Raw genomic sequence first — 14,631 nt, forward strand, 5'->3', positions numbered from 1 at the left:
TGTCGTCCTCAGGAGTGCCCGCTGGTGCCGGGACCGCGGAAGATGTCCTTGATGGGGCGCTCCGGGATGAGCGGCTGGCGGTCCCTCAGCGCGTAGTCCTTGCGCAGCGGGTGGCCCTGGAACTCCTCGTACAGGAGGATGCGGCGCAGGTCCGGGTGCCCGTCGAAGCGGATGCCGTAGAAGTCCCAGACCAGGCGCTCCCACCAGTTGGCGCCGCGGTAGAGCGGGACCAGCGAGGGCAGCACGGCCTGGTGCTCGCTCACGCGCACCTTGAGCCGCACGTGCTCGTGACGCTTGAGGGAGTAGAGGAAGTAGACGACCTCGAAGCGCGGGTCGTTCTCCGCCAGGTGCAACCGGTCCACGGCGTCGACGGAGCCGAACAGCTTGAACTGCAGCTCCTCGTCGTTCTTCAGGAACGCGGCGACCTTCGGCAGTGAGTCGGCATGGATCACGGCCCAGGCGCCACCGGCCCGGTCCACGTAGCGCTCCACCACCGCCTCGGGGAAGTGGGCGGAGACCCTGTCCAACGCGAAAGTGCTCAAGGGGGACCCAATGACTGAGGGAGAAGAATCCGCGGCTTTATAAGGAGCCCAGAAGGGGGGCGTCAACGTAAACCCTCAACCATGTAGGCCACTTAGGAAGCCCAGAAGCCAGCGTTGCGCACGCGGCGTCCGGGGAGGCTCACGGATCGTCCGCCGGGGCGGAAATCAGGCCGCCGAGCCCGGTCCCCGGGCCAGCGAGGGGCCCGCCGCCAGGGGGACGAAGGTGGCCACCGGCTGGCTCTTGCCGGCCACCAGGGCCTGTCCCACCGGCTCCCAGCCGAACCGGGCTCCCGCCTGCTCCCGGGTCGCCTGGGACACGAGGACGGGCACCCCGGCCTTCTTGGTGAGCCCCTCGATGCGGCTGGCCAGGTTCACCGTGTCGCCGATGGCGGTGTAGTCCAGGCGCCGGGCCGTGGAGCCGATGTTCCCCAGCACCACGGGGCCCGTGTGGATGCCCACCCCCATGCGCAGGGCCGGGACGCCCTGGAGGGCCCGCTCCGCGTTGAACCCCTCCAGCTCGCTCACCATGTCCAGCGCGCACCGCACCGCCCGGGAGGCGTGCTCCGCGTCGGCCAGGGGCGCGCCGAAGTACACCATGAGTGCGTCCCCGATGAACTTGTCCAGCGTTCCGCCGTGGCGGAACACCACCTCCACCATGCGGCCGTAGTAGGCGTTGAGGAGCTTCACCACTTCGCCCGGGGGCAGGTGCTCGCTCATGGCGGTGAAGTCGCGGATGTCGGCGAAGAGGACGGTGACCTCGCGCAGCTCGGGCTCGGGGGAGGCGAGGCGCTGGAGGCGCTCGGCGACGGCGGGGGCGAAGTAGCGGCCCAGGCGGGCGCGCTTGAGCTCCTCCTCGGAGACTGCGGCGGACAGGGCGCGGATGCGGTTGAGCAGGTGGCGGGCGCCGGCGGCGGCCACGGAGAGCATGACGACGGCGGCCAGCTGCGCGCCCACGCCGATGCCGGCCTGGTGCTGGAGGGCCGCCTCGGCGACGGCGGCGAAGGCGGTGACGACGAGCGTCACCGTATTGCGCAGGGACAGGGCGGCCAGCAGCACCAGCACCGCGTAGATGCCGAGCGTGAAGCCGGCGACGCCCCCGGGGGAGGGGGACACGGGGATGGCGTGGCTCTGGAGCCAGTACACCGCGGGCACGTCGATGAAGGCCACGGACAGGCCCGCCCAGCGCACGGCCCGGGGCGAGCGGGCCACCGCGACGAGCACGCCCGCGGTGCACAGCCAGTACACGCTCAGGGGGGCCAGGTACTCGGCCCAGTCGGCCTTGCCCACGAAGAGGCCCAGGGTGGCGGAGATGCCGAACATCACCGTGATGGCGACGAAGCGGATCCACGCGAGCTGGCGCGCGTTGCGGTGGCGCTCGCCGTCGAGGGCGCGGTTCACCGAGTCCTCGATGCCTTCTGGCGCGTTGGGCCGCAGGGCTCCCCCCATCCGCGAGCGCTGCGCCTACCGGGCCGGAAAGGGCCATGGCTCGCGGGCCTCTCTCATTGCGGTATACACGCCCTGCATGGTCGAGTCCTCTTCCTCGCACCCCCTCCGCCCGCTCGTCTGGCGCCTCGCCCTGGGCCTGGGGCTGGGACTCGCGCTGTTCGCCGGGGAGACCTGGTGGCTTCTGCGCTCCGGCCTCGTGGGCGTGGACATCCCGGTGGACGGTCCCTATGCGGCGCTGTCGGCGGCGGTGCGACCCGTGCTCCCGGGGCTCTTGGCGCGAGTGGCGGCCGTCTACGTCGTGGCGGGCATGGGCCTCGCTGCCGTGTCCTGGGGGCTCGCGCGCGTCTGGGGCCGGGGTGGCGTCCTGGCCACGCTGGCGGGGTGGCTCGGGCTCGCGCTGCTGCTGGTGTGGGACCGCGCCATCGCCCGGCCCGCGTTGTTCGATGACCTGCCGGCGGTGAGGCCGGTGCTGGCGTGGCTGGTGGACCACGGCGAGCCCTGGCACCCGAGGCTCGCGGCGGGGCTGCTCGCGCTGCTGCACGTCGGGGTGTGGCTCCACCGGCAGGACACGTGGAGGCGGAGGGCGCGGCTGGGCGGCGCGGTGCTGGCGGGTGGGCTGGCGCTGTTCGTCGCGACGCGCGCGAGCGGCTGGGTGGGCGGTGGCAGGCATCCGTTGGTGGTGCTCATCGGCATCGACGCGTTCCGGCCGGACCGGCTCGCGAGCCTCGGCGGGACGCGGGCGGTGGCGCCGCATGTGGACCGCTTCGTGGCGGAGTCCACGTTGTTCACGAAGGCGTACACGCCGGTGGCGCAGACGGAGCCCGCGTGGCGCTCGCTGCTCACCGCGCGCTGGCCGCACGAGACGGGGGTCCGCTACGCGCTGACGGCGGAATCCCGGATGCAACTGCAGCCCACCTTCGCGGAGACCTTCGCGCGCGCGGGCTGGCGCACGGTGTTCGCCACCGACTGCTCGCGCTTCCACGCCGAGGGGCCGTCGTCCGGTTTCGCCACCCGGTTGCAGCCGCCACGCGGGGCGGTGAACTTCCTCCTTGAGAAGCTGCGCTACCGGGCGCTGGGCGTGTTCGCGGACCACGCGCTGGGCGCCGCGTGGGTGCCGGAGTTCATCGACAACCGCGCGCTGGCGGGCATCCACGACCCCATGGGCTACGCGGAGCGGCTGACGTCGCGGCTGCTCGAGGAGGCGGGGCAGGGGCCCACGCTGTTCGCCTTCCACGCCACCGCGGCGCACTTCCCCGGGGACCCGGTGCACCCGTTCTATCGGCGCTTCGTGTCCGCGTCCGAGCCGCTGGAGCGGCGGCTGCGCATGCACTTCGCGCCGGTGTCGCCCGGGGCCAAGGGCGGCTGGAGCCGGGAGGGCGCGGAGGCGCTCTACGACGAGCTGATCGCCCAGGCGGACGCGCAGGTGGGGCTGATGCTGGAGGCGCTGCGCCGCTCGGGCCGCTACGACGACGCGCTCATCGTCCTGGTGTCGGACCATGGCGAGAGCTTCCACGAGGACCGGCCGGACCTCGCCGGCGCCACGCCCGTGCACGGGGCCCGGCTGTCGGAGCTGGAGAACCGCATCCTGCTCGCGGTGAAGCCCGCGGGAGGTCGAGGCGCGACGCCGGCCACGCTCGATTCGCTGGTGCGTCTGGTCGACGTGGGGCCGACGCTGCTGGAGCTGTCGGGCCTGCCCGCGCTGCGCGGCGCGGATGGCGTGTCGCTCGGGCCGTTGCTCCGTGGCGAGACGGCGGCGCCGCTCGCGCTGTACGCGGAGACGGGCTTCACGCACGTATCGCCGGAGGTCTTCGACGAGGGGCACTGGCCCGGGGCGCCGCGCGCGTTCGACGCGTACCGCATCCGTCCGGATGGCGTGGTGGAGCTGAGCGACACGGCGCACACGGCGGTGGTGCTGGAGAAGGACCGGGGCGCGTACGACGGGCAGCGCTGGTGGGTGGACCGTCCTCGGGCGGATGGCTCCGTGCTGCGCGTGTGCACGGGGGACTGTGAGAGCCTGGACGCGCTGGCGTTGGAGGCATGGCTGGACGCGGTGCAGGGACGGACGGGGGCGGGGGACTCGCGTAAGGTGGCGGGCCATGTCGACGACCCCAGACACCCCGTCCCTTCAGGAACAGTACGCCCCTCACAACAGCTGCTTCGGCTGCGGCCCGGCCAACACCCAGGGCCTGCGCATCCGCAGCCGCGCGGAGGGTGAGCTCGTCGTCGCCGAGTGGACGCCCTCCGAGCATCACCAGGCCTTCCCCGGCGTGCTCAACGGCGGAATCATCGGCGCGCTGCTGGACTGTCACTGCAACTGGACGGCGGCGTACCACCTGATGAAGGCGCAGGGCGCGGCGTCTCCGCCGTGCACCGTCACCGCCGACTACACCATCACCCTCAAGCGCCCCACGCCCATGTCGGGGCCGGTGCGGCTGGAGGCGAAGCCCGTCGAGATCAAGGGCGACCGCGCGGTCATCGAAGGCACCCTCACCGCGGGGGGCAAGGTGACGGCGCTGTGCCGGGGCACCTTCGTCGCGGTGAAGGAGGGCCACCCCGCGTACCACCGCTGGTGAGCGCAAAAACCAGGGGCCCCGACGCCGCCCTTCGAGAGGGTGGCACGCGGGGCCCCAGGGGGACTTCGTGGGCTTCGGGTGGACTACTTGCCCATGGAGATGAGCAGGTCGTGCCGGGCCGCGGTGGGGTTGGGCTGCTCGCGGTCGGCGATGCGGTGGACCTGGTTGGCGATCTTGTCCTGGAGCAGCATGAGACCGTCCAGCACCTGCTCCGGGCGGGGCGGGCAGCCGGGGATGTAGACGTCCACCGGGAGGATGCGGTCGATGCCCTGGAGCACCGCGTAGTTGTCGTAGAAGCCGCCCGAGGACGCGCACACGCCGAACGACACGACCCACTTGGGCTCGGTCATCTGCTCGTAGACGCGCTTGAGGATGGGCGCCTGCTTCAGGTTGATGGTGCCCACCACCATCAGGAGGTCCGCCTGCCGGGGCGAGAAGCGCGGGAACTCCGCGCCGAACCGCGCGATGTCGTGACGGCTGGCCGCCACGGACATGTACTCCATGCCGCAGCAGGCGGTGGCGTACGGGTAGGTGAACAGCGAGTACTTGCGGGCCCAACCCAGGCCCTTGGAGACCATCCGCTGGAAGAAGCCCATGGCCTCGTCGCGGCGGGTCGTCAGCACTGGAGCGATGTCTGCATCAGCCATGATGGTTCAGCTCTCCCAATCCAGGGCGCCCTTCTTCCACACGTAGATGAGCCCCACCACGAGGGTCACCGCGAAGACGAGCATCTCCATGTACCCGAACCAACCGAGCGCCTGGAAGTTCACCGCCCAGGGGTACATGAACACCGCTTCGACGTCGAACACGATGAACAACAGCGCGACGACGTAGAACTTCACCGCGAACCGCTGACGTGCCGGGCCGCTCGACTCGGAGCCGGCCTCGAAGGCGGTCGACTTGATGGCGCTCGGGCGCTTGGGGCCCAGCAGCGAGGTGATGAAAGGAATCGCGACGCCCATGATGCCGGCCAGCAGCAGCACCACCGCCAGGGGCAGATAGGGCGAGAGGGGAGAGGGAGTCATCGCGCGCGGAACCTAATGACACCCGCTCACGCATGTCAAAGGGAAAGTCCCCTGCTGGGCGCCGCAACCCCTTGAGATGACGACGAAAAGCGCGGCTTGTCCCCGCCGGGGCGGGCAGGGGGCTGGCGGATGTCCCCTCGGGTGGCCCTGGCGGGAGGCGCGTTTGACGCTCCCGGGGACGGACGCCTACCGTCGTGCGGCCCGCGCAGGCGGGCGATCAGCGCTGCACTTGGGGAGAGGAAGAGGGCATGTGGGGCCGGCTCGGCTTGCGGATGCAGGTGGCCATCGCGGTGCTGGTGCCTTGCCTCACGGTGATGGGCCTGTGCATCTGGAACTTCTCCGCCCGACAGCGCGAGGTGTCGCTGGAGTTGCTCCAGAAGCGCGCCCGGGTGCTGGGCTCCCTGGTGGCGCAGCATCCGGCGGTGCTCCAGTGGGACGGCTCGCGGGAGGCGCAGGCGCGGCTGGAGACGGTGCTCGCGCGGGTGGAGGCGCGTGACGCGGACGGCGACGCGGGCTTCACGGTGAGCTACCAGGGACTGCTCGGTCCGGACGGTCGCCCCGTGTACGCGTCGCTGGTGCGGCTGCCGGAGCACGCGCGGGGGCCGACGCTCCGGGTGCTCGAGGGCTGCGTCACGTCGCTCATCGGCCTGCGCGAGGTGTCGCTGCGGTGCGCGAGCGGCGAGCGGACCTATGTCGTGGGCCTGGGGCTGGACGAGGCGGCGGCGTCCGTCACGGAGCTCAAGGGCTCCGTGGTGGTGGGGCTGGTGGGCGCGCTGGGCCTGGGGCTCCTGTTGGCCGTGCTCATCGGCAGGACCATCGTCGACCCCGTGTCGCAGGTGACGGAGGTGGTGCGGGACGTGGCACGGGGCGATGTGTCGCGCATGGAGCTGGACGTGCCCGCGACGGGCGAGGTCCGGCTGATGGCGGAGTCCTTCAACAAGATGCTAGGCACGCTGCGAATCACGGTGCTGGAGCTGGTGTCGCGCACCGAGCAGCTCTCCGGTGCGTCGCGGGGACTGTTGGGCGCATCCGCGGACCAGGAGCACGTCATCAGCCAGCAGGCGGCCTACGCGCAGCAGATCGCCGCGACGTTCGAGGAGCTGAGCCGCACGGCCGAGCAGATCTCCTCCTCCACGGAGGTGGTGGAGTCGAGCGCCCGGCGCACGCACGAGGCGGTGGCCGAGGCGATGGCCGTGGTCGCGCAGGTGGTGGCGGGCATCAACGACATCCGCACCGAGTCCAAGGGCGTGGCGGACGCCATCGTCGGCCTCAACCAGGACCTGCAGCAGGTGTCGAAGATCGCCCACGTCATCAACCAGGTGGCGGAGCGCTCGGACCTGCTCGCGCTCAACGCGGCGCTGGAGGGCACCAAGGCGGGCGAGGTGGGGCGGGGCTTCTCGCTGGTGGCCGCGGAGATGCGCAAGCTGGCGGAGAACGTGTCCGCGTCCGCGCGCGACATCGGCCGCATCGTCGAGAAGGTGCAGGACTCCGGCGAGGAGGCCGCGTCGAAGGCCCGCGTGGGCATGGCGACGAGTGATCGCGGCGTCGAGGTGGCGGAGCAGGCGTCCTCGGTGTTCCAGCGCATCGTCGAGCTGGCGCGTGGCACCAGCGAGGCCGCGCGCCAGATCACCATCGCGACGCGGCAGCAGCGTCAGTCCAGCGAGCAGGCCGTGCAGGGCGCGCGCAACGTGGCGGAGCTGGTGAAGCAGGGCGTGGACGCGACCGGGCGCACCACCCGCATCGCCCAGGACCTGCAGGCGGTGGCGGAGGGGCTCACCACCGTCACCACCCGCTTCAAGACGACGCGCGGCTGAGGGCTACTCGCGCTTCCAGCGGACCTGGAGCTCCAGCTCGTCCACGGCGCCCTCGCGCTCGTGCTCGACGCTGAAGTACGCGTCGGCGGGCACGTGCAGCCGCTCACCGGCCACCTGGATGCTGAACGCCTTGCCCTTCTCCAGCGCATCCGCCAGCCGGCGCAGCTTCGCGACGAATTGCGCGCGCGGGTACGTCTTCTCGATGTCTCGCTCGGGTCGTTTGGCCATCGCCGCATCCTGCCAGCGAGGTCCCGCACCGTCGAACTCCGGGCCTGTCAGCACGCAGGCTCGCGACGCGGGAAGGCCCGTGAAGCACGGCGGCTTCACGGGCCCTCATGGCGAGCGTCCGCTCAGGCGTGGCTCTGCTGGAAGCGGTGCAGGGCCTGCTCGACCTCGTTGGCGAGCGACATCACCTGGTCGCCGACCTCGGTGCGGTCGTCGCGCTGGGCCTCCTTGATCTTCTCCTTCACCCGGTCCTTCAAGTTGCCGACGCTGAGGCTGCCCGGGGCCTGGCTCGGGATGTAGTCGATGAGGCTCTCCGCGAACCGCTTCACCAGCACCTGTGCCGGGACGAAGAGGAACATGCGCTCGCCGTACCAGCTCGTGTACAGGCCGGAGAAGAGCCCCTCCTCGAACGGGTCCGAGCGCAGGTTGATGAGGTACGGCCACGCCGGATTGAAGCGCTTGCCGCTGAACCACATGTCCGGGCCCCGGCCGTCCTGGTAGCTGAAGATGACCTTCCAGTCGTCGTAGCGCACCGCCGCGAGGTTGCCGCTGTCGAGCACGTAGATGAACTCGTGCCGCCGCCCCGGCTCCTTGCCCGCGAGCAGGCCGCGCTGGTCATACCCGTCCAGGTGGACGCGGAACTTCTTCTTGCCCACCGTGTGACCCGCCTTGCACTTCTCCACCAGGTCCTCGGGGCCGCCCGCCGCCGCGACGAAGGTGGGCATCCAGTCCTCGTGGGCGAAGATGTCGTTGATGACGGTGCCCGGCTCGATGACGCCCGGCCAGCGCACCACGCAGGGCACGCGCACGCCGCCCTCCCACGTGGAGCCCTTCTCGCCTCGGAAGGGCGCGTTGCCGCCGTCGGGCCAGCTCATCTTCTCCACGCCGTTGTCGGTGGAGAACACGACGATGGTGTTGTCCGCGATGCCCAGCTCCTCCAGCTTCGCGAGCAGCATGCCCACGTGGTCGTCCAGCTCCGTCATCGCGTCCGCGTACAGGCCCTTGCCCGTCTTGTTGCGGTACTTCTCCTGGAGGAACGTCCACACGTGGGTGCGCGTGGTGTTGTGCCAGATGAAGAACGGCTTGTCGTCCTTCACCGCGCGCTCCATGAAGGCCAGGGACGACTTCATGAACTCCTCGTCCACTGTCTCCATGCGCTTCTTGGTGAGCGGGCCCGTGTCCTCGATCTTCTGGCGGCCCACGCGGCCCCAGCGAGGGTCCTCCGTCGGGTCATCGCGGTCCGTGGCCCAGCAGTGCAGCACGCCACGCGGACCGAAGCGCTCCTTGAACGCCGGATCCTTCGGGTAGTCGGGGCACTCGGGCTCGTTCTCCGCGTTGAGGTGGTAGAGGTTGCCGTGGAACTCGTCGAAGCCGTGCACCGTGGGCAGGTAGCGGTTCGAGTCCCCCAGGTGGTTCTTGCCGAACTGGCCACACACGTAGCCTTGCGGCTTGAGCATCTCCGCGATGGTCGGGTCGGAGTCCTGGAGGCCGTAGTCCGCGCCCGGCATGCCGATGGTGGTCAGGCCCGTGCGCAGCGGGTTCATGCCGGTGATGAAGGCGGCCCGGCCCGCGGTGCAGCTCTGCTGCCCGTAGCAGTCCGTCATCAGCGCGCCCTCACGGGCGATGCGGTCGATGTTGGGCGTGCGGTAGCCCATCATCCCCTGGTTGTAGGCGCTGATGTTCCACAGGCCGATGTCATCGCCCCAGATGACCAGGATGTTGGGCTTGCGCGCCGGCTGCTTGCCGTGCCCGTTGCCGTTGCCATTGCCGTTGCTCTTGGATTTCCCGCTGGATGCCATGTGCCTGCTCCCCATCGCCCGCCGTCGGTGGACTCCGTCCGGCCCGTGGCAAAGGTGAGGAGGAGGGTGGAGGCCGACGTCGTCCGCGGGGCTGGCCCAGGCGCGCGAGCGAGCGGCGCTTCAGCCCGAGGGCTCAGGCCGTGGCGCGCGAGCGCAGCTTCGCGAACAGCTCCGGCGGCATGGCGGCGCTGCCCAGCTTGTGGTCGGCCGACACCGCCTCGCCGTGGAAGTCGCTGCCCGACGTCGGCACCAGGTCGTGCTCCTTCGCCAGCGCCAGGTACTTCTGCTTCAGCGCGGGGTTGTGGTCCGCGTGCAGCACCTCCAGCCCCGCGAGGCCCGCCTTCACCAGCTCGCGCAGCTCCATGCGCTCCACCTTCGACGAGCCCGGATGCGCCAGCGTCGCCGTCCCGCCCGCCTTGCGGATGAGGCGGATGGCGTCCGCGCCGTCCAGCTTGAAGCGCTCCACCCACGCCATGCCCCGCGTCCCCAGGAACCGGTCGAACGCGGCCTTCATGTCCACCGCCCAACCCTGGTCCACCAACACGCGCGCCAGGTGCGGCCGCCCCAGCTGCGCGTCACCGGCGATGGCGCGCACGTGCTCCATGCGGACGGGGAAGCCCAGCTGCTGCATCCTCGCGACCATCGCCTCCATCCGCTGCTCGCGCTCACCACGCAGCCGCTGCGCGAAGCGCGCGAGGTCCTCGTCCTCCGGCCTCACGAAGTGCCCGAGGATGTGCACCTCGCGGCCCAGCACGAAGGCGGAGATCTCGATGCCGGGCACCAGCTCCACGCCGTTCGCGAGCGCGGCGGCCTTCGCCTCGGCGAGCCCCGCGACCGTGTCGTGGTCCGTCACCGACAACACCGTCACGCCCGCGGCCCGGGCGCGCTCGAGCAACTGCGTGGGCGTGTACTGCCCGTCGCTGGCGGTGGTGTGGGAGTGCAGGTCGATCACATCGGTCTCCAGAGGCGAGCGGTTGAAAGCCGCACTGTCGCGACCTAGGCTCTTCTTCAAACCACGAGCCACGTCAAGGGCGATGCCGCAGCACCCACTCCAGATCTCCCGGAAGATTGAATACGGACTGAGGGCCATGACCTTCCTGGCCTCTCAGCCGCTGGAGCGCATGGTCCCCTTCCGGGAGATTGCCCGGCGCATGGACGTGCCCGAGGACTTCCTCGCCAAGATCCTCAAGGTCCTCCTCTCGCGCAAGCTCGTGCGCTCCACCCGCGGCGCCCACGGTGGCTACGCCCTGGCGCGCCCCGCACGGGAGGTGACCTTCCTGGACGTCATCGAGGCGGTGGAAGGCCCCGTCAACGTCAACGTCTGCCAGGACACACAGCATGACGGCTGCCGGGCCACCGGGAGCTGCACCATGTACGGCGTGTGGAAGCTGGGCCAGCAGCGGATGTTGGAGGTGTACCGCTCCACCACGCTGGACCGTCTGGCGATGACAGAGCTGAAGGGCTCGCCGCCCGCCGACTCGCTGTCCCTGGCCGCGCGGGCCTAGACTGCCCGGCCCATGGCCAAGAAATCCGAGTCGAGCATCGAGAACCGGGTGTACCTCTTCGAGTCGCTCGCCAGCAGCTACGTGGCCGCGGCCTCGGACGCGCTGGGCTCCAAGGACTCCGCCGAGCGCGAGCGCGCCCGCCGGGCCCTCGCGGAGCTGGCGTACGTCTCCTGTGTGGTGGCGGACACCGGGGACCTGTCCCCGGAGGCCGTGCGGGAGCGGCTGCTGAGCGCGCCCGCCCCCGAGCGGAAGTCCGCGCGCCGCGGCAAGCGGAACAAGTAGGCGCGCCTCCTCGCGCCGTGGATGATGAAGCTGCTGGAGCGCCCCGTGAGTGGAGCGCCCCCGAAGTCACCCGGCCCGAGGAGAGACCGACATGAGCCAGCAACAGCCCCCCGCCACCGGCGTGGTGATGACCCTGGTCAGCCACCCCCAGTTCAAGACGAAGCTCACCCACGGCCCGTCCACCACGGAGCTGCAGACGGAGGCCCCCCGGGACAACGGCGGCACCGGCGGCAGCTTCTCCCCCACGGACCTGGTGGGCGCCGCGCTGCTGGCCTGCGCGGTGACGACGATGCACCTGTTCGCCTCGCGAGAGGGCATCTCCCTGGGCGAGATTCGCGGCCGCGTGGAGAAGCGCATGACGCCGCCGCCGCGTCGCATCGGTGAGCTCGTCGTGGACCTGCAGATGCCCGCGGGCCTGTCCGCCGAGCACCGCGCCCGGCTGGAGCAGGTGGGCCGCGAGTGTCCGGTGGCGCGCAGCCTCCACCCCGAGCTGAAGCTGCCGATGACGTTCAGCTACCCGGACTGAAGAGCGCCCGCCCGCTCGGTGTACACGGGAGCCTCCTGGCCTTCGCTGCCAGGGGGCTTCGTCGTGAAGAGTCTTCACGACGGCACTCCCAACCCGGAGAGGGGCATGGACGCGAAGCGCCTGGGCATCTACCTCAACGACCACCACGCGGGCTCCGTGGCCGGCATCGAGCTGGCCCGGCGCACCGAGTCGGAGAACCACAGCAACCTCGTGGGCCACTTCCTGGCCACCCTCGTCCCGGAGCTGCGCGAGGACCAGCGCATGCTCGAGGCGGTGATGGGCGCGCTGGAGCTGCGAAGAGATCCACTCAAGTCCCGCGTCGCGTGGGTGGTGGAGAAGGCCGCCCGGCTGAAGCTCAACGGCTCCTGGGTGCGCTACTCGCCGTTGAGTCGGCTGGTGGAGCTGGAGGGGCTGTGCACCGCCACCGAGGGGCGGCTGTCCCTGTGGACCACGCTGGCGCGACTCCAGCGGAAGGACACGCGGCTCGCGCCGTTCGACTTCGAGTCGCTCATCGCCCGGGGCGAGCTGCAGAAGGCCGCGCTCCAGCGCCTGAGGGCCCGCGCCTCGGACGTGGCCTTCGCCGACGAGCCCATGGCGTTCGGCTCGGGCGAGACGCCCATCGCCAGCTACTGAGGGCCGCGGACACCACGCCCCCCGGCGCTTTCGCGGCGGAGGGCGTGGGGGCTTCAGTCACCTGTCACGGCAGGGGCGTCAGGTGCCCGAGGGCGACACCGGAGGCCGGGTGGCGTCCGGCTGCGGCACCAGGCGCAGCTGGCTGGCGCTGCCCGCGAAGCTCGCGTCCACGCCGCGCTCCAGGTACGTGTAACCGGACAGGCCGTCCTCGTACATGCGCAGCAGGGTGCGCGACTCGTCCAGGGAGATGCGGCCCTGGCGCAGGGCCATCTCCGTGAACTTGCGCAGCCGGGCAACCAGGTCGTCCTTGTTGTAGCTGACGTAGTTGAGCACCTCCGTCACCGTGTCGCCCGCGACGACGTGGTCGATGAGGTAGCCCCCGTTGGGCGCCAGCGACACCTGCACGGTGTGCGTGTCACCGAAGAGGTTGTGCAAGTCGCCGAGGATCTCCTGGTACGCGCCCACCAGGAAGATGCCCAGGTAGTAGTCGTCGTCGTTGAGCGCGTGCAGCTCCAGCGCGTCCTTCACCTCGCGCTTGTCGATGAAGTGCTCGATCTTCCCATCGGAGTCGCAGGTGATGTCCGCCAGCGTCGCGCGGCGCGTCGGCTTCTCCGCCAGACGGTGGATGGGCATCATCGGGAACAGCTGGTCGATGGCCCACGAGTCCGGCAGCGACTGGAACACGGAGAAGTTGCAGAAGTACGTGTCGCTCAGCGCCTTCTCCAGCGACTCGAGCTCCTCCGGGATCTCGCCCGCCTCCTTCGCGATGCGCATGATCTTGTGGCAGGTGGCCCAGTAGATGTTCTCGGCCGCCACGCGCTGCTCGAGCGACAGGTGCCCCAGCGAGAAGAGGGTGAGGCTCTCCTCCTTGGCGTCCTGCGCGTCGTGCCACGCCTCCAGCAGGTTCTTGTTCGTCACCTCGCGGAAGGTGGACAGGAGGTTGCGCACGACGGAGGGCGCCTTGTCGTCTACCTTGTCCGGCAGCTGCGCCGGGTCGAACTCGCTGGTGCCCAGCACGTCCACCACCAGCACCGCGTGGTGCGCGACGACGGCGCGGCCCGACTCGGAGACGAGCGTCGGGTGCGGCACGCCGGCCCGGTCACACGCCTCCATCACGCCGAACACCACGTCGTTGGCGTACTCCTCCGTCGTGTAGTTCATGGAGGAGGCGAAGTTCGTCTGGGAGCCGTCGTAGTCCACGCCCAGGCCGCCGCCCACGTCCAGGTACTTCAGCGGCGCGCCCTGCCGCGCCACCTCCACGTAGAAGCAGCCCACCTCGCGCAGCGCGTTCTTCACGTTGCGGATGTTGGAGATCTGGCTCCCCAGGTGGAAGTGCAACAGCTCGAACGCGGGCAACAGGCCCGTGTCCTTCATGAAGGCGATGCAGCTCATCAGCTCGGAGGAGGACAGGCCGAACTTGGAGCGGTCTCCGCCGCTGGCCTCCCACTTGCCGGCGCCGCGCGTGGACAGCTTCACGCGCATGCCCAGCCGCGGGGTGATGCCCGTGCGACGCGCCACCTCGGCGATGAGGGGCAGCTCGCTGGGCTTCTCCACCACGAGGATGACGTTGCGGCCCAGGCGCGAATAGAACAGCGCCGTCTCGATGTACTCCTCGTCCTTGTAGCCGTTGCAGATGACGAGCGCGTCCTCGTTCTCCAACAGCGCCATCACCGCCATCAGCTCGGGCTTGCTGCCGGCCTCCAGGCCGTAGTTGTAGCCCTTGCCCGCCTCGATGATGGTCTCCACCACGTAGCGGTGCTGGTTCACCTTGATGGGGTAGACACCCCGGTAGCCGCCCTTGAAGCCCTGGTCGGCCATGGCCTTGCGGAAGGCCTCGTTGAGGTGGACGACGCGGTGGCGCAGCACGTCCGTGAAGCGCAGCAGCAGCGGCAGACCGATGCCGCGGCGGCGCACTTCGTCCACCAGGTCCTTCAGGTCCATGCTGGGGGCCTGGGGCCCGTCCGGGTGGACGCAGACGTGACCCTTGTCGTTGATGCCGAAGTAGGGCGAGCCCCAGTTCCGGATTCCATAGAGCTCGTGCGCGTCAGCGAGGGTCCAGCGGTGCGGAGGGGCGTTTGCGGGCATCGGCGGTTCGAGGCTCCCTGGGAAGAGAGAGGGTGGACTCCAGTCAACAGTGGAGGGGCGCGGGAACTATAGGAAAGCCCCCCGGCATTCAACAGCCGCCTGAAAGTGGAGCGAGCGGCCAGGCAGACGTCCCGCTGGGGCCCCTGTCCTGGCGGGCGGACCTTCCATCCGATTCC

15 protein-coding genes are annotated in these 14,631 nt (G+C 70.4%); 7 read left to right on the forward strand and 8 right to left on the reverse strand.

What is annotated here, in order from left to right; all coding sequences use genetic code 11:
* Nucleotides 1–8: 8 nt before the first annotated feature.
* Both K8640_RS09955 and K8640_RS09960 read right to left on the reverse strand, forming a co-directional pair.
* On the reverse strand, nucleotides 9–527 hold the full coding sequence (locus tag K8640_RS09955) for an NADH-quinone oxidoreductase subunit C (RefSeq protein ID WP_223746920.1): 519 nt from the start codon (nucleotides 525–527) through the stop codon (nucleotides 9–11).
* Between the two features lie 180 nt (nucleotides 528–707).
* The gene (locus K8640_RS09960) at nucleotides 708–1,940 is read right to left on the reverse strand and encodes an adenylate/guanylate cyclase domain-containing protein (RefSeq protein ID WP_370640332.1); all 1,233 of its coding nucleotides are present in this window, start codon (nucleotides 1,938–1,940) and stop codon (nucleotides 708–710) included.
* Between the two features lie 124 nt (nucleotides 1,941–2,064).
* On the opposite strand from K8640_RS09960, the gene K8640_RS09965 reads away from it, so the two are divergent.
* Nucleotides 2,065–4,203, forward strand: coding sequence for a sulfatase-like hydrolase/transferase (locus K8640_RS09965; RefSeq protein ID WP_223746827.1), 2,139 nt, complete (start codon nucleotides 2,065–2,067; stop codon nucleotides 4,201–4,203).
* On the forward strand, nucleotides 4,085–4,561 hold the full coding sequence (locus K8640_RS09970) for a PaaI family thioesterase (protein WP_141326249.1): 477 nt from the start codon (nucleotides 4,085–4,087) through the stop codon (nucleotides 4,559–4,561). Before K8640_RS09965 ends, K8640_RS09970 begins: the two co-directional genes overlap by 119 nt.
* Nucleotides 4,562–4,644: 83 nt before the next feature.
* On the opposite strand, the gene K8640_RS09975 is transcribed toward K8640_RS09970, so the two are convergent.
* On the reverse strand, nucleotides 4,645–5,208 hold the full coding sequence (locus K8640_RS09975) for an NADH-quinone oxidoreductase subunit B (protein ID WP_046712975.1): 564 nt from the start codon (nucleotides 5,206–5,208) through the stop codon (nucleotides 4,645–4,647).
* A gap of 6 nt (nucleotides 5,209–5,214) precedes the next feature.
* Nucleotides 5,215–5,586 carry an NADH-quinone oxidoreductase subunit A gene (locus tag K8640_RS09980; protein WP_046712976.1) on the reverse strand — a complete coding sequence of 124 codons (372 nt, stop codon included), beginning with the start codon at nucleotides 5,584–5,586 and terminating at the stop codon, nucleotides 5,215–5,217.
* 248 nt (nucleotides 5,587–5,834) lie between these two features.
* Between K8640_RS09980 and K8640_RS09985 the strand changes: the two genes are divergently transcribed.
* The gene (locus K8640_RS09985) at nucleotides 5,835–7,400 is read left to right on the forward strand and encodes a methyl-accepting chemotaxis protein (RefSeq protein WP_223746828.1); all 1,566 of its coding nucleotides are present in this window, start codon (nucleotides 5,835–5,837) and stop codon (nucleotides 7,398–7,400) included.
* 3 nt (nucleotides 7,401–7,403) lie between these two features.
* On the opposite strand, the gene K8640_RS09990 is transcribed toward K8640_RS09985, so the two are convergent.
* From K8640_RS09990 to K8640_RS10000, 3 genes are all read right to left on the reverse strand, one after another.
* A complete protein-coding gene (locus K8640_RS09990) occupies nucleotides 7,404–7,628 on the reverse strand; it encodes an amphi-Trp domain-containing protein (RefSeq protein WP_046712978.1) in 225 nt (74 codons plus the stop codon).
* Nucleotides 7,629–7,750: 122 nt separating this feature from the next.
* On the reverse strand, nucleotides 7,751–9,424 hold the full coding sequence (locus K8640_RS09995; protein WP_141326247.1) for an arylsulfatase: 1,674 nt from the start codon (nucleotides 9,422–9,424) through the stop codon (nucleotides 7,751–7,753).
* 133 nt (nucleotides 9,425–9,557) lie between these two features.
* Nucleotides 9,558–10,376 carry a PHP domain-containing protein gene (locus K8640_RS10000; protein ID WP_046712980.1) on the reverse strand — a complete coding sequence of 273 codons (819 nt, stop codon included), beginning with the start codon at nucleotides 10,374–10,376 and terminating at the stop codon, nucleotides 9,558–9,560.
* 82 nt (nucleotides 10,377–10,458) lie between these two features.
* On the opposite strand from K8640_RS10000, the gene K8640_RS10005 reads away from it, so the two are divergent.
* From K8640_RS10005 to K8640_RS10020, 4 genes are all read left to right on the forward strand, one after another.
* A complete protein-coding gene (locus tag K8640_RS10005; protein ID WP_223746829.1) occupies nucleotides 10,459–10,929 on the forward strand; it encodes an Rrf2 family transcriptional regulator in 471 nt (156 codons plus the stop codon).
* Between the two features lie 12 nt (nucleotides 10,930–10,941).
* Nucleotides 10,942–11,211: a hypothetical protein gene (locus K8640_RS10010; RefSeq protein ID WP_223746830.1), complete on the forward strand. Its 270-nt coding sequence runs from the start codon at nucleotides 10,942–10,944 to the stop codon at nucleotides 11,209–11,211.
* A 91-nt stretch (nucleotides 11,212–11,302) separates the two neighbouring features.
* Nucleotides 11,303–11,737: an OsmC family protein gene (locus K8640_RS10015; protein ID WP_223746831.1), complete on the forward strand. Its 435-nt coding sequence runs from the start codon at nucleotides 11,303–11,305 to the stop codon at nucleotides 11,735–11,737.
* Nucleotides 11,738–11,842: 105 nt separating this feature from the next.
* Nucleotides 11,843–12,370: a hypothetical protein gene (locus K8640_RS10020; RefSeq protein WP_223746832.1), complete on the forward strand. Its 528-nt coding sequence runs from the start codon at nucleotides 11,843–11,845 to the stop codon at nucleotides 12,368–12,370.
* Nucleotides 12,371–12,448: 78 nt separating this feature from the next.
* On the opposite strand, the gene speA is transcribed toward K8640_RS10020, so the two are convergent.
* Nucleotides 12,449–14,455: a biosynthetic arginine decarboxylase gene (speA, locus tag K8640_RS10025; protein WP_046712985.1), complete on the reverse strand. Its 2,007-nt coding sequence runs from the start codon at nucleotides 14,453–14,455 to the stop codon at nucleotides 12,449–12,451.
* Nucleotides 14,456–14,631 lie beyond the last annotated feature (176 nt).

Origin of the sequence: Myxococcus sp. XM-1-1-1, from assembly GCF_020037095.1 — a bacterium.
Classification (GTDB): domain Bacteria; phylum Myxococcota; class Myxococcia; order Myxococcales; family Myxococcaceae; genus Myxococcus; species Myxococcus fulvus.